This window comes from Nautilia abyssi, assembly GCF_055388085.1.
In genome coordinates this window covers 668,458-689,729 of sequence record NZ_AP042376.1, presented here as the reverse complement: position 1 = coordinate 689,729, position 21,272 = coordinate 668,458, and the positions used below count along the sequence as shown (strand labels likewise).

Genomic DNA, 21,272 nt, shown 5'->3' with positions numbered 1-21,272 from the left:
AGGTTTTTTAATGAAATTGACCGGCGCTCAAATTGTAATAGAAAGTCTTATTAAGGAAAACGTAGAGGTTGTTTTCGGGTATCCCGGCGGGGCTATTATGAATGTATATGATGAAATATATAAGCAAAATTCATTTAAGCATATATTAGCCAAACATGAACAGGGCGCTGTTCATATGGCTGACGGATATGCAAGGGCAAGCGGAAAAGTAGGCGTTGCCATGGTAACAAGCGGACCCGGGCTTACAAACGCCATAACAGGAATTGCCACTGCTTATACGGATTCTATTCCTATGGTGATTATTTCAGGACAGGTTCCTACAACCGCAATTGGAACTGACGCTTTTCAGGAAGTTGACGCAGTCGGTGTGACAAGACCCGTAACAAAACACAATTTTTTGGTTAAAGACGTAAAAGATCTTCCTTTTATTATGAAAGAAGCGTTTTATTTGGCTAAAAGCGGAAGGCCTGGACCGGTTCATATCGATATTCCAAAAGACGTAACCGTAGCGAAAACAAAATTTGAATATCCGGAAAAAATAGAATTAATTACATACAAACCGACATACAGAGGAAACAAAAGAGCGATTAAAAGAGCCGTAGACGCGATAAAAAGAGCTAAAAAACCTGTATTTTACGTAGGAGGAGGGGCTGTTTTAAGCGGAGCGTACGAACTGGTAAGAGAAGTTGTAAAACTTACAAAAATACCTGCCGTTGAAACGTTGATGGCCAGAGGTGTTTTACGCTATGACTGTCCGTATCTTTTAGGAATGGTTGGGATGCACGGTACATACGCCGCTAATATGGCTATGAACGATGCGGATTTGATTATTTCACTAGGAGCCAGATTTGACGACAGGGTTACGGGCAAACTCGACGAATTTGCAAAAAACGCCGATATCGTACATATTGATATAGACCCGAGCCAAATCGGAAAAGTAGTTAATACCAAATATCCTATAGTGGGTGATTTGAAAAATGTTTTAGAAGATATGCTGCCTTTGCTTATAGAGAGTATAGAGCCGGAAAGATATGAAGAATGGAGAGAGGTTTTAAACAGATATCAGGAACTTTATCCTTTAAAATATAATGACGACGACACTGTTATAAAACCTCAGTGGGCTATACAAAAAGCGGGTGAAATAGCTCCGGAGGATACTGTTATTTCCACGGATGTCGGACAGCATCAGATGTGGACGGCACAGTTCTATCCGTTTACATATCCTAGACAGCTTTTAACAAGCGGAGGACTGGGAACTATGGGATTCGGTTTTCCTGCAGCGCTTGGAGCTAAAAGAGCGGTTGAAGACAGACTTGTAATAAACTTTACGGGTGACGGAAGTATAATGATGAATATTCAGGAAGTTCTTACGGGCTACAAATATAAACTTCCTGTCATAAATATTATATTAAACAACAATTATCTCGGAATGGTAAGACAGTGGCAGACAATGTTTTATGACGACAGGCTAAGTGAAACAGACCTAAGCGACGTTCAGCCTGATTTTGTAAAACTTGCTGAAAGTATGGGGGGAATCGGCTTCAGGGTTAAAACAAAAGATGAGTTTGAAAAAGCCCTCAAAGAAGCTATTGAAGCGAAAAAAGTAGCGTTTATAGACGTTCAGGTTGACAGGCGTGAAGACGTTTTACCGATGGTACCGCCTAATTCACCGCTTAAAAATATGCTTATATTCAAGGAAGACAAATGAAAAGAATAATATCAGTAATAGTCGAAAACGAACACGGTGTATTGGCCAGAATAGTAAATATGTTCGCAGGGCGCGGGTATAATATTACGTCTTTAACGGTTGCGCCAATTCCCAGCAGCGAATTTTCAAGAATGACAATAGTGAGCGAAGGCGATCCGAAAGTTTTTGAACAGATAGTCAAACAGCTTCATAAGCTTATTCCCGTATATAAGGTAATAGAAAGCGACGATTTTATAGAAAAAGAAATGGCGATGGTCAAGTTCCCTATAGAAAACCATCTGGCAGACATAGACGCTCTTGCAAGATGTTATAACGGCAGTATAAGCAATGTGGGTGAAAAACACGTAATAGTCAGCGTAGTTGACAGACCTGCGAGAATTGACAACTTTTTAAAAGCGATAAAAAAATATAAACCTATTGAGATAGTAAGAAGCGGGGCAAGCGTTATCGAAAGATAACGTTTTGCTTTTTTGTTGTTTATATTGGTGTCTGGCGCTAATAAATTGAGAAACTGACGGTTTATTATTTATTGTTTTCTAAATAAAATTACATATGTAAGAATAGTTGATAATTATATTTATTGTATAATAAAAAAAATTGAAAAGGTTTATAATGTGCGAGAGAAATCAGTCCAAAAAAACATATACATTAAAAGAAATAGCTAAATATTTGGATTTACAATGTGATAAAGATATTGAAATTACTGGAATTAATACACTTCAGGATGCCGGTGAGACGGAAATCAGCTTTTTAGAAAATCCTAAATATGAAAAGTATCTTCCTGATACAAAAGCGGCGGCCGTTTTAATCAGAAAAGAAGATGCCGGCAAGCTTCCTGAAAATACTATAGCGCTTATTACGGATGAACCGTATTTGAAACTGGCTTATTTAACAAAGCTTTTTGCAAAAGAGCCTTGGGAAGACGGAGGCTATCAGGTGGCGTTCAGTGCAAAAGTACATCCGGGTGTTACACTCGGAAAAGGTGCCAGAATCGGTAAAAATACGGTAATTATGCCGGGATGTGTAATAGGCCCCGATGTTGATATAGGCGAAAACTGCGTTATTTATCCTAATGTTACCATTTACAGAGACACCAAAATCGGAAACAACGTAAGAATACATGCCGGCACTGTTATCGGAAGTGATGGTTTCGGATATGCTCATACGAAAGACGGCAGACATGTAAAAATATATCATTTAGGATATGTTGAAATAGAAGATGATGTTGAAATCGGTGCAAATACGGCCGTTGACAGGGGTGTGTTCGGTAAAACTATTATAAAAAAAGGCACTATTATCGATAATCTCGTTCAGATTGGACATAACTGCGAAGTCGGTGAATGCTCTATAATGGTCGGGCAGTCAGGTCTGGCGGGCAGTACCAAGCTCGGAAGAAATGTAATTATGGGCGGACAGGCTGCTACGGCCGGACATTTGGAAATTGCCGATTTTACAACTATTGCGGCAAGAGGAGGAGTGTCTAAAAGTATCAAAAAACCGGGTGTTTATTCAGGGTTTCCGTTAATGCCTCACAAACAGTGGCTTAAACTTCAGGGCGTATTAAGCAGACTTCTTAAAAAATCTTGATATATATCAATCTTTTTTTTCCCTCTTTAGGTAAAATTAATCAAAAATATTTAAAGGTGTCGATATGATGGTGTATTTAGATAACAATTCAACTACTCCTATGGATGATAAAGTTAAAGATGTTTACTGTAAAAGTACGGATTTGTTCGGAAACGTAAACGTTATTTATCAATTAGGAATAGAAGCCAGAAAAGCGATGAACGACGCGTATGATATTTTATATCCTGGGATTGGCGCGGCAGACGAAGACGATATTATTATCACTTCGTCAACGAGCGAAGGTAACAATACTGTAATAAAGACTTTTATTGACGCCTATCTTAAAGGAAACGGTAAAAAGCATATCATTACCACTGTCAGTGAACATTCGTCAATTAAAGCCCCGTGCGCATATGCCAAAACACTCGGTATGGAAGTTACTTATCTTTATACGGATGAAAACGGAAGAATCGATCCTAAAGAGCTTGAAAATGCAATAAGAGAAGATACGGCGCTTATCAGTGTGCTATTAGCTAGTAACGAAAGCGGTGCCATTCAGCCGATTAAGGAAATAAGCGAAATTGCAAGAAGATATAATATACCTTTTCACTGTGACGGTGCTCAGGCTATCGGAAAAGTAAAAGTAAACGTAAGGGATCTCGGGGTTGATTATTTTACATTCGGAGCTCATAAATTTCACGGTCCTAAAGGAGTAGGAGCGCTTTATGTCAGAGATGAGGCTCCTTACGTCAACCTTATTCACGGCGGAAACCAGATGGGTGGAAAAAGAGGCGGAAGCGTATATCTCAACGGTATGATAGCCATGGCCGAAGCTCTTAAGCTGGCTAACGAACATCTTGATGAAATGAATACGAGAGTTGCAAAATTAAGGGATAAACTGGAAGAAGCGATACTGAAAATTCCTGATACAAAAAGCTATGTGGATAAAAAATACAGACTTCCTAATACGGTTGTTGCTTCTTTCAAAGGAATTGAGGGTGAATCCATGCTTTGGGATTTAAACGTTAACGGAATATATGCAGCAACGGGCAGCAGCTGTTCGAGTGAAAGACTTGAGGGAAGCGAAGTCCTCGAAGCGCTGGGTGAAGATCCTGAAATAGCGCATACGGGGATAATATTTTCACTCAGCCGTTTTACTACGGAAGAAGAAATAGATTACGTGATTGAAAAACTTCCGGGAATTGTTGAGAGATTAAGAGCTATATCAATGACTTACGCCAAGGTGGCGCCTAAATAAATTGAGAATTGAGAATGTAGAATTGAGAATTAGAAACTTAAAAACTTTAAAACCTTAATAACTTATAAATACAAGGAGACAAAATGGGAAGAAACGATTTAATAACAGGAAACGTGTGGGAGCAGTATTCGAATAAAGTAATCGAAAGAATGAACAATCCGAAGTATCTCGGAGAATTTACCGAAGAAGACGCCAAAAAAAGAGGACTTAAGCTTGTGGTTGCCGATTTCGGAAGCGAAGCGTGCGGGGACGCAGTAAGGCTTTACTGGCTGGTGGATCCTAAAACCGATAAAATAGTGGACGCAAGATTTAAAAGTTTCGGATGCGGAACCGCAATAGCGTCTTCTGATATGATGACGGAGCTTACTATCGGAAAAACGGTGGACGAAGCCATGAAAATAACAAATCTTGACGTTGAAAAAGCTTTAAGGGACGATCCGAACACGCCTGCGTTTCCTCCTCAGAAAATGCACTGCAGCGTAATGGCGTATGACGTAATTATTGAAGCCGCAGCAAAATACAAAGGTAAAAACGCGGACGAATTAAGAGACAATGAGATTGTATGCGAATGTGCAAGGGTTACGAGAAAAGAAATAGAAGATATTATAAGAAAACACAATGTCAAAACCGTTGAAGAACTTCAGAAATACACTGATGCCGGTAAATACTGCAAAAGCTGCGTAGCACCGGGAGGACATGAAGAAAAACCGGTATATCTTGTAGATATCATTAAAGAAGTTCAGGAACAGATGAAAAAAGAAAACTTAAAACAGGCTGCCGAAACGGAAGATTTTGAAAAAATGAGCCTGATTAAAAAAATAAAAGCGATTGAAGAGTTTTTGGATACGAAAATCAAACCTATGCTTGCAATGGACGGAGGAAGCCTCGAACTTGTCGATATCAGGGAAGAAGACGGAATTACGAAAGTATATATAAGATACATGGGAGCGTGTGCGACATGCGCAAGCGGAGGCGTTACGCTTCTTGCCATTGAGGATGAATTAAGAAAACACTTCAAAACGGATAAAATCAAAATCGAACAGATTTGATTTTTCTTATTTTTTTTAAAACACATTAAAGACACATAAAAAGAGTATAATAATAGATCAATTAGTCTTTTTAGGTGTTAAAATGAATATAAGCGAACTTTTAAAACAGAAACTGTTAAACGACGAAATAGTAAAAAATTCTTATAATGCCGATGATTTAGAGCGAGTCTCCGGTATATTGGAAGAATATCTCTCTTCAGAAACTATAGATGAAGAAGTGTGTTATAACTTCTATAAGGAAATGAAACTTCCTTATTCAATAGTTTACCGTTCTTTTGGTCTTATTAAAGAGGAAATAAAAGATAATGAAATTAAAAGAAAACTAAACAAATTATTAAATATAACTGCCAAAGTTTATATAAAAAAAGAAATATCTTCTTTAAAAACGCTTTTACTGCAAAAACAAAAGCATGATTTTTTACTTTTTAAGGCCCATGAAGAGTGGATTGAAAAAATAGTTGTTTCCGTCAAAAATGATGATTTGGACAGTTTTCCTCTCGTTGAAGCAAAAAATTGTAAATTTAAGAAATATCTTTCATATCTGGAATCTTTAATGATATGTCTTGATGTTAATTTATGTGTTTATATTCATGATCTTCATAATTTAATACACACTCTGGCCAATTCTTTTTATATTTTTTATAAAAGAGGGTATTATGCCGAGTCGTATTTTGTTTTTAGGGATTTAAAAGAACAGATTTTAAAATTTTATAATACATTAAACGAACTATATATGGCTACATTTACCAATACGGAGAAAAGTTTTTTCGATTTAATTGAAATTTTAGTCAAAAGCAAAACATTGTTTGTTGCGGTTATAGATTTGAAAAATCTAAAAACAATGAATAGTGTTTTTAATGAAAATACCGTTACCAACGCTAAAATAGTCTTATTTAACAAGCTTCATAACCTGTATAAAGATAAAAAAAACTTCTTGCTCATACAAGGTTCAAGTAATGACTTTTATTTTATAGGAACCGATATCGATTTTGAAATTTTTCAAAAAGAAATAGACCATATACACGATATAATTTGTGAGACAATTGATATAAACGGTGAAAAAATAAATTTTGACGGAGCAATATTCGGTATTAAATTAGATAAATACACACAGATACAAATAAAAGATTTAATTAATTATTTCCGTTTTTTAAAACAAGCAGCAAAAAAAGAACATAAAAATATAATTTTAAACAATAAAGAAAATCATCTTGAAGAGTGGATTAAAAATCAAATTGATATTAAATTTATCAAAGAAAAAATTGAAAAAAAAGAAATAGACGTTATGTTTCAGCCGATTTTTAATTCAAAAGACAATACGGTGTTTTCTTTGGAAGTTTTAGGCAGAATATCTGATAACGGAAAACTTATACCGGCCGGAATGTTTATAGACCACATATATGCAATGAATAAAATAGCCGAATTTGATATAGTGGTGCTGGATAAAATACTGGAAAAAGAGCATTTAATAAAACAGATTACAAACAGAATTTTTCTTAATATCTCTTTTGAAGCTTTAAAAAATGAAAAATATATAAAAAAACTGTATCAGGTAATAAAAAAAATAGATGTTGATATTGTTTTGGAACTTACAGAACAGCGTTTTGTGGAAAATTTGGAATTAATTGAAAAAATACATAAAAAAAACGATACATATTTTGCCGTAGACGATTTTGGGAGCGGTTATTCGTCTATACTGCTTGTTATAAATCTTTTGAGAAAGAATATGATAAGAGTGCTTAAAATTGACGGAACTCTGGTAAAAGGTATAAAAAGCGACGAATATCTTAAAAAAGCGATAAAAATAATTGCAGGGTTTCGAAAAGAATTTGATTTGAATCTGGTGGCGGAATTTGTGGAAGATAAAGAAACTATGGACTTTTTAAAAGAATCAGGTGTGGATCTGTTGCAGGGATATTATCTTGCTATGCCTAAAACTATCGAAGAGCTTTTAATTGAAAAAGAAGAAAGAATAAGAGAAATTATTAGTTGAGTTTTGTATATGTATGATGTAAAAACGCGTGGTCGCTTTCAGGGTAATCAAGTCTGAAATGAGCGCCTCTGCTTTCTTCCCTGTCAAGTGCGGCTTTTGCAATGGCGGTTGCTATGTCTATACCGTTTATAAGTTCAATTTTTTCCTGGATAGAAGAGTCTTTTTCGCTTTGAAGATTGTTTTTCATATCATTAAGAGTTTCAAGAGCTTTTTTAAGCTGATAGCCGTTTCTTATAATACCTACTTTTTGGAATAAAAGGTCTCCTAATTTATGTTTCATTTCCTTAGTGTCAATTTTAGTGTTTTGTAATCTGTTAAGAAGTTCTTTGTCTTTTTCTATCTGTTCTTTTGGCAGATCAACATATGTTTTTTGTCTGTGAGAATATTTTACGGCCTGGTATCCGGCTATTTTTCCAAAGACCGCACCTTCGCTAAGAGAGTTTCCTCCAAGTCTGTTTGCACCGTTAACACCGTTGTTTCCGGCTTCTCCCGCATAAAACAGACCCTCAATGTCTGTAAAGCAGTACGTGTCTGTTTTAATACCTCCCATTGTGTAGTGTGCAAGAGGAGTGATAGGGATAGGCTCTTTTGCTATATCGATGCCTTTTAGAGATTTTACTCTTTTTTTCAGGTTCACGAGTTTTGTGTTAATAATCTCTTCAGGTATGTCCGTTAAATCTAAATAAACTTTTTTTCCTTTTTGGAGCTGTTTTACTATTGCTCTTGTTACGAAATCCCTGGTATTAAGTTCGTCGACAAATTCTTTGCCTTCGCTGTTAACCAGTTTTCCTCCTTCTCCTCTGGCGGCTTCGCTAATCAGATAATTGCTGCCTTCAAGTCCGGTAGGGTGGAACTGAATGAATTCCATATCCATTCCTTCCAGGCCGGCTCTGAGTCCCATTGCTACGCCGTCGCCGGTTGCGTCGTTAACGTTTGTCGTATATCCTTTATATAATCCTGCATACCCTCCGGTTGCAACGATTACGGCTTTTGCCTGAACGGCTTTGAGTTCGTTTGTTTTTTCGTCCAGAAACGTAACTCCCGCTATTTTGCCGTCTTTAACCAGCAGATTGACGGCAAGGTGGTTTTTGATTACGTCTATACCTAAATCTTTAAGAGCTTTGTTTAACGCTTTCATAATAGCCGGGCCGGTTGCATCTGCAGCGTAGACTGTTCTTTTGAATTTCGTTCCGCCAAAAGGCCTTTGGGCCAGTTTGCCGTTTGGGAGTGTATTAAAAGGCACTTTAAATCTTCTGTGAAGTTCTCTTACTACCTGAGGAGCCTGTTCGCAGAATATTCTTACGGCTTCTTCATCGGCAATTCCGACACCGCCTTTTAACGTGTCCTGTATGTGGTGTTCTATAGAGTCTCCGTCTTCCATATTGTTAAGCGCTGCGTTGATTCCGCCTTTAGCCATAAAAGAGTTATTGGCCATTGGTGATTTTTTTGTAACGATTGCAATGTTGCTTCCGAGTTCTTTTGCTTCAATCGCAGCCATCATTCCGGCAATTCCGCTTCCGATTACCAAAATATCATATTTCATTAATGTCCTTTTTGATATAATTGTATCAAAAAAGAGGAATGCCTATGAGATGGTTTGTTTTTTTGATGTTCGCGGTACTTTTAAATGCTTATGATGTAACTATTACCAATGTAAATTCTGATGTTGCCACGCTTGACAAATATGTAAAAAAAGGCGTAAGCGGTGTGGTTCTCTGTCCATATAACGGGAAAAACATAATATGTGCGAGAGCTGTATGCTACGGAAAAAAAGCTAAGCTTTTGGTTTATAAGGAATTAAAAAACGACGCTTTTGCACTTCCGGTTGTTTTACCTAAAAAGGGAGATAAAATACTTCTTGCCAAAGATTATGACAGAATTTTGATTATTGCCCCTAATCAGCTTGAATATTTAAAAATGAAAGAAAAATATAAAAACGCTACCGTTATCAGTTCTGATAATTTTGCGGCGTTTTTAGAAGGTATACCGAGCAGGGAGAATTTTATTAATTTTGCAAAAAAACTGAATATAGGGAGAATTATATTCGTATTGGATAAAATATACGAAGTGGACGCAAACAGCTTTTATGCCGTTAAAAAATACGGCAGTGTTAATGCCAAATATAAAGAAATATTTTTTACAACATATCCTAAATTCGATATAAAAGGCAAAAATATTATCGCATATTATAAAAGTCTTATAAAGGAATAATATGATAGATGCAAAACATATTGAATTTTTAAAAAACATAGTCGGTGAAGAAGACGTCAAAATTGACAAGCCTCATTTAAGAGCGTATTCGTATGACGCCACTAAAGAGCATTATGAGCCCGATGCGGTTGTGTTTCCTGCCGATGAAGAGGAAGTGAGCAGAGTTCTAAAATACTGTAACGATAATAAAATAGCTATCGTTCCAAGAGGTGCGGGAAGCGGCTTTACAGGAGGCGCTCTTCCGGTAAACGGAGGTATCGTTCTTGCTTTGGAAAAATACATGAATAAAATTTTAGAGATTGATGAGAAAGACATGGTCGCTGTTGTTCAGCCGGGTGTAATTAACGCCGACTTGCAAAAAGCAGTAGAAGAAAAAGGACTTTTTTATCCTCCTGATCCTGCAAGTATGGACTATTCTACAATCGGAGGAAACGTAAGCGAAAATGCCGGAGGTATGAGAGCGGCTAAATACGGTCTTACAAAAGATTATGTAATGAGTCTTAAAGCGGTGCTTCCGAACGGAGATATCATAAGAGCCGGGAAAAGAACGATTAAAGACGTTGCGGGCTATAATGTGGCCGGGATATTGATTGCGAGTGAAGGAACGCTTGCGGTAATTACGGAAATCACTATGAAGCTTCTTCCTAAACCTAAACTTAAAAAAACTTATATGGGTATTTTTGAAAACGTAGAACAGGCGATGAATGCCGTATATAAATCACTTGCAGGCGGGGCAATGCCAGTAGCAATGGAATTTATGGATGCATTAGTCGTAAAAGCGCTTAGGGAAAAACTTGGAGTAAATCTGCCTGACTGGGCCGGAGCTCTGTTAGTGGGCGATGTTGACGGCAATGTTGAAGAAGAAATAAACTATCAGCTTCAGATTCTTGAAAAAAGCTTTAAAGAAGAAGGGGCTAAAGAATTTAAAATAGCCGCTAACGATGAAGAAGCAAATGAAATATGGTATGCAAGAAGAAATGCGTCTCCGTCTATTACAATGTATGGAACCAAAAAAATTAATGAAGACATTTCAGTTCCTAGAAGCAAACTTCCGGATGCCTTAAACGGTATATACGCAATAGCTGAAAAATATAACGTTTTAGCTCCATGTTTCGGACATGCAGGTGACGGAAACATTCACGTAAACGTAATGGTTGACGGAAGCAAAGAAGATGAGGTAAAAAGAGGGTATGAGGCTGTCGAGGAAATATTTAAGCTGGTTGTTGACCTTGGAGGAACACTAAGCGGAGAACACGGAATCGGTCTAAGCAAAGCGCCTTTTATGAAACTTGCTTTCAGCGAAGCGGAATTGAATCTTTTCAGAAAAATAAAAAACGCATTTGATCCGAACGGAATACTTAATCCCGGTAAAATGGGACTTTAAAATATAAAATGGAGAAATGAAAGTTGAAAATTTGCACGTTTAATGTTAATTCAATAAGAAGCAGACTGGAAATTGTTCAAAATTTAATTAATGAATACGGAATTGATATATTATGCATGCAGGAAATTAAAGTAGAAGAGGAAAAATTTCCTAAAATCGATAATGACTTCGAATGTGTAATACACGGACAGAAAAAATTAAACGGAGTTGCAACTTGCTCCAGGCTCCCTATAGAAAAATATCAAAAAGGTTTCGACGGAGAATTGGAAGAAGCAAGATTTTTGTATACTCTTATAGACGATATACATATTATAAACGTATATGTGCCTTTAGGGGATAATTACGGTGAAAGATTCGAATATAAAATGTATTTCTATGAAAAACTGTTTGAATTTTTAAAAAAATTTGACTTAAATAAAGATAAAGTGGTTTTATGCGGAGATATGAATGTGGCTTTTAGCGATTTGGATGTATGGGATCCGGAAATATGGGAAGGGGAGGTTACTTTTCTTCCTGAAGAAAAAGCTATGATAAATACACTTTTAAATATGGGATTTATAGATGTTATCAGAGAATTTCATAAAAATGAAAGAGTTTATACTTTCTATGATTACAGAGGCGCCAAAGTATATAAAAATGAAGGTATGAGGCTTGATTATTTTCTGCTGAGTCCCGCCGTGGCAAAAGAAGTGTCTAATGTCGAAATACTTACGTCGGTAAGAAGAAAAAGAAAACCTACTCCTTCGGATCACGTTCCGGTAATAATTGAATTGTGAGGTTGTAATGTTTAATGAAATAGTGAATTTTTTAGTACATTTTTGTAATTCCATCGGATATTTGGGGGTATATGTGTATATGCTGCTTGTAGGTACTTTTATACCTGTACCGAGTGAATTGGTACTGCTGCCTGCAGGATATCTGGCGGCTACCGGACAAAAACATCTTCTGCTTTTATGGCTGGTAGGCTCTTTAGGCTCTTTGACAGGAGCTCTTATAAACTATTTTTTAGCTAAATATCTTGTAAATAAACTTTTAAAAGATAAGCCGATTATAGAAAAAGTCAATAAATTCTGGAAAAGACACGGAAAAATTTCCGCTTTTTTGGCACCTCTTACTCCGGGACTTGGACAGTATATTTCAATTCCTGCCGGGCTTTCGCATATGCCTCTTCGCTGGTTTATACCTTTGACTTACAGTGCCAATTTAATCTGGGTAGGTTTTATGCTTATGATAGGTTATCTTTTCGGGACCGGAGAGAGCGCTCATAAAGAGGTGGTTTACGGCAGCCTTTTTTTACTCGGAGGGGTAATTGTTGTTGCAAGTATTTATGTTTTTATGGATTTGAGAAAAGATAAAAACAGCTGAATTATTTACTGATAATAACTCTGTCTTTTCCTTTTCTTTTTGCTTCATAAACCGCTTCGTCAACTCTTTCTATAAATGAGAACATGCCTTCTCCGTCATAAGTTCCGACGCCCATACTTACAGTTACCGGTTTTGATTTTATTTTTATTTTGTTTTTGATGCTTTCTCTCAGTCTTTCTGCTATCTGATAAGCTTCATAAAGCTCTGTTTCAGGAAGAATTATTACTATTTCTTCGCCTCCGTATCTGAAAGCCAGATCGGTGTTTCTTAATTCATGCATTATGTGTTTTGAGAGGTTAATTAATATTTCATCACCTTTTTGGTGGCCGTATGTGTCGTTTATCTGTTTGAAATTGTCAATGTCCAGAAAAATAATTGAAAACGGTCTTTTATATCTTTCATAGAGATCAATAAAATAGTTAAAATTATCAATAAAATGTCTTCTGTTGTACAGTTTAGTAAGAGGATCAATAATTTTTTCTTTTTCTAGACCTTTTTTTATCATAAAATATACGAAGAATATTATCAATAGTATCAAAAATGCGGTTGCAAGAGTAATGTAAGTCACTTTTTTAAGAAGCTTGTTTTTTTTGTATTCGGACACCTGTTCAGCATAGTTGGTAAGATTGTTCGCTTCATTCCAGCAGTTTTCGCTGGTTATCAAAATAGATTCTTTGCTTTTTTCTTTTTTGATTTCATTCCAGTCATGTTTTACTTTTTTTAAAAGATACAAAAAATGAGGTTTTTTAGCATCAGGTATATAATTTTGTTTAACGAACTGGTTAATAATATTAAAATCGTTTTCTATCTGTTCTTTAACGAAATCGGCTGATATGTTGTTCAGTTTGAGTTTGGCGTATCTTTGTATTGAACCTCTAATTTGGCCTAATTTATTAACTAAAAAAGCATCTTGGTAAATAGAGTTTTTTAAGGATTTAGTAAGCAGATATCCGTTAAAAAGAGTTATGGATAATATTAAAATTAATAAAACTAAAATAGGGCTTGAGGCGGTCATGCCTCTTTTTTTTAATCTGATTAACATTTTTATACCTTAAAGTCTACTACTTTCCTTTCCGTTATATATGGTTTAATAAAAGATATTACTTCTAAATGGTCCGGATGATTTGCATAAGCTTCTAAATCTTTTACGTCTTTTACGTCCGTTATTACACAGAAATCGGAAGAATTAGGGTCAAACTTAATATCCAGACCTACATTTATATCAAGAATTTCAGGTATTTTGTGTTTTAAGTTTTCTATTTTTTCCTTAAAAAGAGGCAAAGGAGCCCCTTCTTTGGTTTTAAAAAGCACAACGTGTCTAATCATTTAGTCCCTTTACAAATTCCGATATTCTTTCAATACCCGCTTTAATGGTATCAATATCTGTTGCAAATGAAAATCTGAAATATCCTTCACTTCCGAAACCTATACCAGGAACAACGGCAACACCTTTTTCTTCAAGCAGTGTTAATGCAAATGCCATTGACTCTTCCATTATTTCTTTGTGGTTAACGTAAATATAAAAAGCTCCCTGAGGTTTTGCGGCACTTAGTCCAGGGATTTTATTAAATTGTTCATATACGAAATCTCTTCTTTTTTTGAATTCTTTTCTCATCATTTCAACATCGTTATCAGCTTTTCCTAAAAGAGCTGGTATTGCCGCTTTTTGTGTTATTGAGTTAATATTTGAAGTCATTTGTGACTGGAGTTTGGTCATTGCTTTTACCAAATCTTTATTTTTTGTTGCAAGATAACCGAATCTCCATCCTGTCATTGCGTGAGATTTGCTTAAGCCGTTTACCGTAATGGTTCTTTGAAGCATGTCTTCGTTTATACTGGCAGTTGCACAGAATTCGCCTTCATAAATAAGTTTTTCATACATTTCATCGCTTACGACCCATATATCTGTGTCTTTAAGCACTTCCGCAAGAGCCGAAAGCTCTTCTTTAGAATAAACAGCTCCTGTAGGATTGCTAGGAGAAGTTAAAATAAGCATTTTTGTTTTTGGTGTAATTGCTTTTTTAAGCATTTCAGGGGTTATTTTGAAATTTGTCTCTTCAGTTGTATGAATTGAAACGGGAACACCGTCGTGGTATTTGACAAGTTCGGGATATGTAACCCAGTACGGTGCAGGAATTATTACTTCATCGTCTTTTTCAATAAGACAGGCCATAATATTGTATAAAGACTGTTTTGCGCCGTTGCTGACAATGATTTCGTCTGTTGAATAATCAAGCCCGTTATCTCTTTTTAATTTTATTTTTATCGCTTCTAAAAGTTCTGGAATACCGGCAACGGCAGTATATTTGGTAAATCCTTCGTTTATTGCTTTTATAGCTTCTTTTTTTATTATTTCAGGAGTGTCAAAATCTGGTTCTCCGGCACTAAAAGCAAGGACGTCCCTTCCGGATGCTTTAAGGTCTCTGGCTTTTTGGGATATGGCTATAGTCAGAGAAGGAGAGAGTTTTTCAATTCTTTTGCTAAACATTCTTAACCCTTATATTTTTACCATAATTATATAATATTTTTTTGATTTTGCCGATTTATTATTATAAAATTAAATAAAAGGCAATACATGAAAACACTGTTCAATACGATTAACGATTTAAAAAAAGAAATTAAAAACGAAGAGTTGCAGAAAAAACTTGATTTTTTGGAAGAAGCTTTTAGAAAACTTCGAACAAAAACGGGTTTAAAAGGACTTGTAAGAAAAAAGAAACTGCGAAAAGTTTTAAGAGATGTGGAATATGAAGAAGAACTGATAAGACTTCAAATAGAATTAATTAAACTGCAAAACTGGGTTTTCGAAAATAAAAAAAGAGTGATGATAATTTACGAAGGGCGTGATGCCGCAGGAAAAGGCGGGGCCATAAAAAGATTTACCGAACATTTGAATCCTCGTAAATACAGAGTAGTGGCACTTCCTAAGCCTACAGAAGTTGAAACGGGCCAGTTTTATTTTCAGAGATATTTCAAACATCTTCCGGATCCGGGAGAGGTTGTTTTCTTCGACAGAAGCTGGTATAACAGGGCGATAGTTGAGCCGGTGTTTGGATTCTGTACTCCTGAACAGTATGAAAAATTCATGATGGAAGTACCTGAGATAGAACATGCTTTAATCGATGACGGAATAATAATGATTAAATTCTGGTTCAGTATTTCAAAAGAAACACAGAAAAAAAGATTTGAAGAAAGAATGAAAAATCCTTTAAAACAGTGGAAACTTTCACCCGTTGATAAAAAAGCCCAGGAACTGTGGGACGAGATAACCCATTACAAAGAGGAAATGTTCAGCAGAACTCATACCAGTTATTCGCCGTGGATTATTGTTAATTCGAACGACAAAAAAACAGCAAGACTTGAAAGTATAAGATATGTGCTTTCTCAAATACCGTATGACGGTAAAAAAGACGCAAAAGTGTCGCTGCATCCGGATCCTGATATCGTGCAGAGATACCATAGAAAAAATTTACAATTAGACTAAAATATGATAAAATTAATCTTAAAAAAGGCTTTTAATGTTTAAAAATCTCAGTATACGACAGAAATTACTAATAGCGGTAGGAGTGCCGTTAATATTTGTTATTTTATTGGCAAGTTATTTAATTTATTCCCAGTATTCAAAGTTAAATGAACAGAAAATTTATCAAAAAATAGTCGTTTTAACTGTTAATTATATGTCAAATGCTTTGGTTGAGCTTCAAAAAGAAAGAGGTTTAAGTACCGCTTATATTGCAAACAACGGTAAAAAATTCGCTATTCAGCTTAAACAGCAAAGAGAAGTTACCGATAAAAGAATCGCTGAATTAGAACATTATATTAAAAAAATCAAATTAAAAAAACTTGATATTCATATATATGAAAGATATGATGAAGCTTTTGAACTTTTAGACAGACTTCCTGAAATGAGAAGAAAAATTGACAACCTGCAGGTTAATGTTTTAAATGAAATAAAATATTATTCTGAAATAAATAAAGCGTTTTTAGAAACTAAAGATGAAGTTTTGAAGTATTACATAAATGAAAAATTAAGTGATGAAATGAATAAATATTTCAAGATTTTATGGTTAACGGAAAATGCGGGGAAAGAAAGAGCTTATATAGCTTATATGTTAAGTACGGGAAAATTGAATCAGAAAATCTTAACGGCATGGAATTCTACAATAGTAAATCAGGAGAATATATTAGAAGAGCTCAGAGATATTCGCGAACAGACAAAAGGTATATCAAAACAGGTTGAAGAAATCAGAAAAGAATTTCAGGTTATACCTCTTAAGCTAGCGATAGTTTCTAAAATGAAAGATTTGGCCGGATACGGCGGACTGATTCATAATTTTAAAAATTATGTTTTAAGAGGAAAAGAAAAGTATGAAAAAAGATTCAACAGAGACTATAAACAGCTGTTAAAAGAAATCCAGGAGTATAAAAAATACGGAATTTCTAAAACTGAAGAAGCCGAGCTTAAAAAAATACACGATGTATTTACACAATATTACCACGGATTGCCTGAAGTAGTAAAAGCATACAAAGAGGGAATGAGTATAAAACAGCTTGATAAAATCGTAAAAGTAAATGATTCTCCGGCTATTAACGCATTTAAAACTCTCAGTAACGGAAAACATATCAATAAGATAAGCGTTGCGGACTGGATTAAAATTTCAACTCAGAGAATAAATGAATTTAAAAAAATAGCCGATAAAATCGGTCGTCAGTTATTACAAAACATTGAAGAAGTTATCTCTAAAACTTATGTTTTCATTATTACTATCAGTGTATTGACATTATTGCTGGTAATTCTTATTTTATACATCGGTGTATCTATTTCTAGAAATTTAGTTGAATCTGTTGAAAAGCTTAAAAACGGGCTTTTGGAATTCTTTAAATTTTTAAACAGAGAAACAAATGAAGCAAAAAAAATAGATATAGAAACGAACGATGAGTTTGGCATTATGGCTAAAAATATTAATGAAAACATATCAAAAATAGAAGAGAATCTAATGCAGGACGCTAATATGATCAACGGTCTGGTAAGAGAAGTTGAAAAAATGAAAAGAGGCGTTTTAGAAGGCAGAATTACTGAAAAAGCAGCAAATCCTGAACTTGAAAGAGTAAGAGTGTTATTTAACGAAATGCAGGATGCATTGGAAAAAATAATCGGTGTTGATGTTAATAAAACAGTTGTTGTGCTTGACAGTGCGATGAAAAAAGATTTTACTAAAAGAATCCAGGATGCAATAGGCAAAGTGGAGATTGCCGTTAACAGTGTTATTGATACAATAGTGGATATTTTAAAAATAAATAAAGACAACGGTGAAATTCTGACACTTAAATCTACTGAATTAAAACAAAAAATGGATCACTTAAAAGAAGTCGCCAAACATTCATCTGAAGAACTTTCTAATTTATCTGCGGTAATGCAAAATCTGAATAATGAAATTATTGATATTTCAAATCAGACAAGAACGGTTGTTGATCAGTCTCAGGATATTAAAAACGTTGTAAATGTTATTCAGGAAATTGCAGACCAGACAAATCTTCTTGCACTTAATGCCGCAATAGAAGCCGCAAGAGCAGGGGAACACGGTAGAGGATTTGCCGTTGTTGCCGATGAAGTAAGAAAACTGGCTGAAAAAACGCAAAAATCTTTAAGCGAAATTGATGCGAATATTAATATTCTTACGCAGTCTATTACGAGCATAGGCGATGCTATAATTAAACAGACTGACGAGATTTCCGCAGCTACTGCAAAAATCGAAGAAGTTAATCAAAAAACCCATGAAATGGAAGGCCTTGTTTCAGAAGTTGACAATGTGGCTGATGAAGTAAAAGAAATGGCCGATACGATGCTTAAAAACGTAGAACGAAATAAGTTCTAACGTTTTTACTTATATTTTAGCGCTTCAAGATAATCTCTGTATTTTTTCTCTATTTCTTCATCTTTTTCTATGATGTCTTTATCATTGTTTGTAATCGCTTCTTCGAGCACTTTAATTCTGTCCATTAAGTATTCAAAAAGTTCTTTTTCTATATCGGGAAGTTTATTATGCGCAAGAGGCGAATAATCCTGTCTTTTTATTATTTTACCAGGGATTCCTACAACGGTTGAATAAGGGGGCACGTCTTTTACCACAACGGAGTTAGCACCTATTTTGCTGCCTTTTCCTATAGTTATATTTCCGAGTATTTTTGCGCCTGCTCCTATTGTTACGTCATCTTCTATGGTAGGGTGTCTTTTGCCGGGACTAAGACTTACACCTCCTAATGTAACACCCTGATAAATCGTTACGTTGTTGCCGATAATGGCGGTTTCTCCTATTACAACACCTATGCCGTGGTCTATAAATACATTTTCTCCTATATTTGCTCCGGGATGTATATCCATATTTGTCAAAAACTGATTTATTGACATAATAAAGCGGGCAAATCTTTTAAAGCCTTTTTTATATATTTTGTTGGCAATTCTGTAATTTACAAGAGCCCATACTCCCGGATATGCGTATAAAAGTTCTACTTTGTTTTTAAAAGCCGGGTCTCTGTTTTTGACGGCTTCAAAATCCTTTTTAATCAATGTCCATATACTCACTGATCACCTTTTTTATCCTGAAATTGATCTCATCTACCGGTCTTGAAGCATCTAGCAGCAGATATGGAATTTCCAGTCTGTTGCAGGCTTCTACCATATTGTCCTGAATATTTAACAGATATTCGATTCCTCTTTTTTCGATATTGTCGTGATTTTTTTGAGAAAGTCTGAACGACAATGTTTCTTTATCTAATTTTAAAATTATAACAAGCTCCGGGAATATTCCGTCTGTAGCGAATTTATTAAGGTTTACAAGCATATTAAAATCAAAAAACTCCATTGCGTATGCAATACCGCTTATTACGCTTCTGTCGCTTATAATTTTTTTATTTAAATTAGGTTTAATTACCGTCTCTACCGTTTCTGCCCTGTCTGCCAGGAATAAAAACAGTTCCGTTTTTTTAGATATGCTGTCGTTAAAAATTATATTTCTTATTTTTTCACCGAATTTTGTAAACCCGGGTTCTTTAATAAAAATGATGTTTTTTTCATATTCTTGTTTTAACAGTTCTATCTGCGTAGATTTACCGGCAGTGTCAATTCCTTCTATAGCAATATACATTATAAATCCTTAATAATTTCTTTAGGTATGAGGTGGGATACGTCACCGTTATATTTTAAAATACTTCTCACAACGCTGGAAGATATAAAAGCGTTTTCAAGATTAGGCATAAGGTATATCGTATCAATTTCACTGTCGAGACTTTTGTTGGCATAGCCCATTTGCAGTTCGTATTCAAAGTCGCTTACCGCCCTTAAGCCTCTTATAATTATTTTACACTCTTTTTCTTTTGCAAAATCTACCAGCAGGGAATTAAAACTGTCCACTTCTATTTTAGGCATATCGGCAGTCGCTTTTTTCATAAGTTCCACTCTTTTTTCAAGAGAATACATTGTGTTTTTGTCTTTATTGTCTGCAACGGCGACTATAATTTTATCAAACATTTTACAGGCTCTTTTTATAATATCCAAATGACCGTTTGTGACGGGGTCAAATGTGCCCGGATAAATCGCTTTTGTATACACTATTTCCACCTTTTGAATAAATTATTATCGATTCCGGCAAGGTCAAACCATTTGCCTATCATAAACATTTCAATATCTTCTATTGATTTCGGATTATTATAATATGCCAGTACAGGCGGTGCAATTATAACATTTTGAAAACGAGAGAGTTTTAGCATGTGTTCAAGATAAATTTCACTAAAAGGCATTTCTCTCGGTGCGATAATCAGCTTTTTTTTCTCTTTAATAGCCACCTGAGCGCTTCTGGTAATTAAATTATCAGTTATGCCTAAAGCTATTTTTGCAAGAGTGTTCATACTGCAGGGCACGACAAACGTAATGTCTATTCCGAAGCTGCCGCTTGCCGGAGCAGCGGCAATATCATTGTCTAAGAAAATATTTTCTTCTTTTTCAAATACAGTTTTTGCATTTTCGCTGAGGACTAAAAATCTTTCATGTTCGGAAGGGATGAGATTATATAATTTAAGTCCTAAATTTACACCGCTTGCTCCGCTAATACATACTAATATTTTCATGTATGGCCTTGTTTATTTTATTATAACGTTTCCGTTTTTATCGACTGTTCCTTCATATATTTTACCATTAATTTTTACTTTTTCCAGCTCTCCCGCGTTTGCATCATGCAAAGCGGTTCCTTTTGCGTAAATTTCAATATTTTTATCTTCAAACAATACACTTACCGATTGTCCCGCAAGGACGGTGGGTCTTATTTTTGTATTTGATTTGTTTATTACTGAATTTTTGGAAATAATTTTAGATGCGACTAAATCAGGTGTGATTTTGGTCAGGGGCTGTGAATAAAAGTTTCTGAATTTTATTGTTTTTTGTTCAACATTTGGAAGAATAGGCTGATTGACTCTTATTACATTCACTGCTACATACACTTTTATAAAAGCTTTTATGTTGTAAAAATAATATTTTCCGTCAATAATTACGGTAGAAGAGGGCAGTTTATAGTTTGCCAGTCTGAAACTGATTTTTTTATAATGTTTAGGCAGATGTTTGTTAAAATTAACAGATATTATTTCAATAGAAGGGTAATGGTTTTTGTAAAACTTTATAATTTCTTCTTTTACAGAAGCAAAAAGAAAAAAAGGAATAAATAGAAATAAAAGTTTTTTCATTTTTA

General features: G+C 35.0%; 21 protein-coding genes. 12 read left to right on the top strand and 9 right to left on the bottom strand.

What is annotated here, in order from left to right:
- The first annotated feature begins 10 nt into the window (after window positions 1–10).
- The 6 genes from ACZ5EP_RS03440 (at window position 11) to ACZ5EP_RS03415 (ending at window position 7,574) form a co-directional block, all read left to right on the top strand.
- Window positions 11–1,708, top strand: a complete 1,698-nt coding sequence (locus ACZ5EP_RS03440; protein ID WP_127680137.1) for an acetolactate synthase large subunit — start codon at window positions 11–13, stop codon at window positions 1,706–1,708.
- Window positions 1,705–2,166 (top strand): acetolactate synthase small subunit, encoded by a 462-nt coding sequence (gene ilvN / locus ACZ5EP_RS03435; protein ID WP_127680139.1) that lies wholly within the window; start codon window positions 1,705–1,707, stop codon window positions 2,164–2,166. Before ACZ5EP_RS03440 ends, ilvN begins: the two co-directional genes overlap by 4 nt.
- Before the next feature lie 154 nt (window positions 2,167–2,320).
- The gene (gene lpxD / locus ACZ5EP_RS03430; protein ID WP_464509445.1) at window positions 2,321–3,295 is read left to right on the top strand and encodes a UDP-3-O-(3-hydroxymyristoyl)glucosamine N-acyltransferase; all 975 of its coding nucleotides are present in this window, start codon (window positions 2,321–2,323) and stop codon (window positions 3,293–3,295) included.
- 64 nt (window positions 3,296–3,359) lie between these two features.
- A complete protein-coding gene (locus ACZ5EP_RS03425; RefSeq protein WP_464509443.1) occupies window positions 3,360–4,532 on the top strand; it encodes a cysteine desulfurase family protein in 1,173 nt (390 codons plus the stop codon).
- A gap of 83 nt (window positions 4,533–4,615) precedes the next feature.
- Window positions 4,616–5,581 (top strand): iron-sulfur cluster assembly scaffold protein, encoded by a 966-nt coding sequence (locus tag ACZ5EP_RS03420; RefSeq protein WP_127680145.1) that lies wholly within the window; start codon window positions 4,616–4,618, stop codon window positions 5,579–5,581.
- 82 nt (window positions 5,582–5,663) lie between these two features.
- The gene (locus ACZ5EP_RS03415; RefSeq protein ID WP_464509442.1) at window positions 5,664–7,574 is read left to right on the top strand and encodes an EAL domain-containing protein; all 1,911 of its coding nucleotides are present in this window, start codon (window positions 5,664–5,666) and stop codon (window positions 7,572–7,574) included.
- On the opposite strand, the gene ACZ5EP_RS03410 is transcribed toward ACZ5EP_RS03415, so the two are convergent.
- Window positions 7,567–9,117, bottom strand: a complete 1,551-nt coding sequence (locus ACZ5EP_RS03410) for an L-aspartate oxidase (RefSeq protein WP_464509441.1) — start codon at window positions 9,115–9,117, stop codon at window positions 7,567–7,569. The genes ACZ5EP_RS03415 and ACZ5EP_RS03410 overlap by 8 nt on opposite strands.
- A gap of 44 nt (window positions 9,118–9,161) precedes the next feature.
- On the opposite strand from ACZ5EP_RS03410, the gene ACZ5EP_RS03405 reads away from it, so the two are divergent.
- From ACZ5EP_RS03405 to ACZ5EP_RS03390, 4 genes are read left to right on the top strand one after another with little or no spacing between them, the layout of a single operon-like run.
- Window positions 9,162–9,785 carry a plasminogen-binding N-terminal domain-containing protein gene (locus tag ACZ5EP_RS03405; RefSeq protein WP_464509440.1) on the top strand — a complete coding sequence of 208 codons (624 nt, stop codon included), beginning with the start codon at window positions 9,162–9,164 and terminating at the stop codon, window positions 9,783–9,785.
- A gap of 1 nt (window position 9,786) precedes the next feature.
- Window positions 9,787–11,169 carry an FAD-binding oxidoreductase gene (locus tag ACZ5EP_RS03400; RefSeq protein ID WP_464509439.1) on the top strand — a complete coding sequence of 461 codons (1,383 nt, stop codon included), beginning with the start codon at window positions 9,787–9,789 and terminating at the stop codon, window positions 11,167–11,169.
- A 23-nt stretch (window positions 11,170–11,192) separates the two neighbouring features.
- On the top strand, window positions 11,193–11,945 hold the full coding sequence (xth, locus tag ACZ5EP_RS03395) for an exodeoxyribonuclease III (protein WP_464509437.1): 753 nt from the start codon (window positions 11,193–11,195) through the stop codon (window positions 11,943–11,945).
- Complete coding sequence (locus ACZ5EP_RS03390; RefSeq protein WP_246831103.1) at window positions 11,935–12,534, top strand: DedA family protein; 600 nt, start codon at window positions 11,935–11,937, stop codon at window positions 12,532–12,534. Before xth ends, ACZ5EP_RS03390 begins: the two co-directional genes overlap by 11 nt.
- 1 nt (window position 12,535) lies before the next feature.
- Here the strand turns inward: ACZ5EP_RS03390 and ACZ5EP_RS03385 are convergent, their stop codons facing one another.
- The 3 genes from ACZ5EP_RS03385 to ACZ5EP_RS03375 are packed head-to-tail and all read right to left on the bottom strand — an operon-like array spanning window position 12,536 to window position 15,022.
- Window positions 12,536–13,576, bottom strand: a complete 1,041-nt coding sequence (locus tag ACZ5EP_RS03385) for a GGDEF domain-containing protein (RefSeq protein WP_464509435.1) — start codon at window positions 13,574–13,576, stop codon at window positions 12,536–12,538.
- A gap of 2 nt (window positions 13,577–13,578) precedes the next feature.
- Window positions 13,579–13,860, bottom strand: coding sequence for a Dabb family protein (locus tag ACZ5EP_RS03380; RefSeq protein WP_464509434.1), 282 nt, complete (start codon window positions 13,858–13,860; stop codon window positions 13,579–13,581).
- The gene (locus tag ACZ5EP_RS03375) at window positions 13,853–15,022 is read right to left on the bottom strand and encodes a pyridoxal phosphate-dependent aminotransferase (RefSeq protein WP_464509432.1); all 1,170 of its coding nucleotides are present in this window, start codon (window positions 15,020–15,022) and stop codon (window positions 13,853–13,855) included. Before ACZ5EP_RS03375 ends, ACZ5EP_RS03380 begins: the two co-directional genes overlap by 8 nt.
- 87 nt (window positions 15,023–15,109) lie before the next feature.
- Between ACZ5EP_RS03375 and ppk2 the strand changes: the two genes are divergently transcribed.
- Together ppk2 and ACZ5EP_RS03365 are read left to right on the top strand one after the other, a co-directional pair.
- Window positions 15,110–16,018: a polyphosphate kinase 2 gene (gene ppk2, locus ACZ5EP_RS03370; RefSeq protein WP_464509430.1), complete on the top strand. Its 909-nt coding sequence runs from the start codon at window positions 15,110–15,112 to the stop codon at window positions 16,016–16,018.
- 34 nt (window positions 16,019–16,052) lie between these two features.
- Window positions 16,053–18,410, top strand: coding sequence for a methyl-accepting chemotaxis protein (locus ACZ5EP_RS03365; protein ID WP_464509429.1), 2,358 nt, complete (start codon window positions 16,053–16,055; stop codon window positions 18,408–18,410).
- Between the two features lie 5 nt (window positions 18,411–18,415).
- Here the strand turns inward: ACZ5EP_RS03365 and cysE are convergent, their stop codons facing one another.
- From cysE to flgA, 5 genes are read right to left on the bottom strand one after another with little or no spacing between them, the layout of a single operon-like run.
- A complete protein-coding gene (gene cysE / locus ACZ5EP_RS03360) occupies window positions 18,416–19,117 on the bottom strand; it encodes a serine O-acetyltransferase (protein ID WP_464509428.1) in 702 nt (233 codons plus the stop codon).
- Complete coding sequence (gene tmk / locus ACZ5EP_RS03355) at window positions 19,095–19,679, bottom strand: dTMP kinase (protein WP_464509427.1); 585 nt, start codon at window positions 19,677–19,679, stop codon at window positions 19,095–19,097. Before tmk ends, cysE begins: the two co-directional genes overlap by 23 nt.
- Window positions 19,679–20,143, bottom strand: coding sequence for a pantetheine-phosphate adenylyltransferase (coaD, locus tag ACZ5EP_RS03350; RefSeq protein WP_464509426.1), 465 nt, complete (start codon window positions 20,141–20,143; stop codon window positions 19,679–19,681). Before coaD ends, tmk begins: the two co-directional genes overlap by 1 nt.
- Complete coding sequence (locus ACZ5EP_RS03345) at window positions 20,143–20,658, bottom strand: UbiX family flavin prenyltransferase (protein WP_464509425.1); 516 nt, start codon at window positions 20,656–20,658, stop codon at window positions 20,143–20,145. The genes coaD and ACZ5EP_RS03345 overlap by 1 nt, the downstream gene beginning before the upstream one ends.
- A gap of 12 nt (window positions 20,659–20,670) precedes the next feature.
- Entirely contained in the window at window positions 20,671–21,267 is a 597-nt protein-coding gene (gene flgA, locus ACZ5EP_RS03340) for a flagellar basal body P-ring formation chaperone FlgA (RefSeq protein WP_464509424.1), read from the bottom strand.
- Window positions 21,268–21,272: the final 5 nt, after the last annotated feature.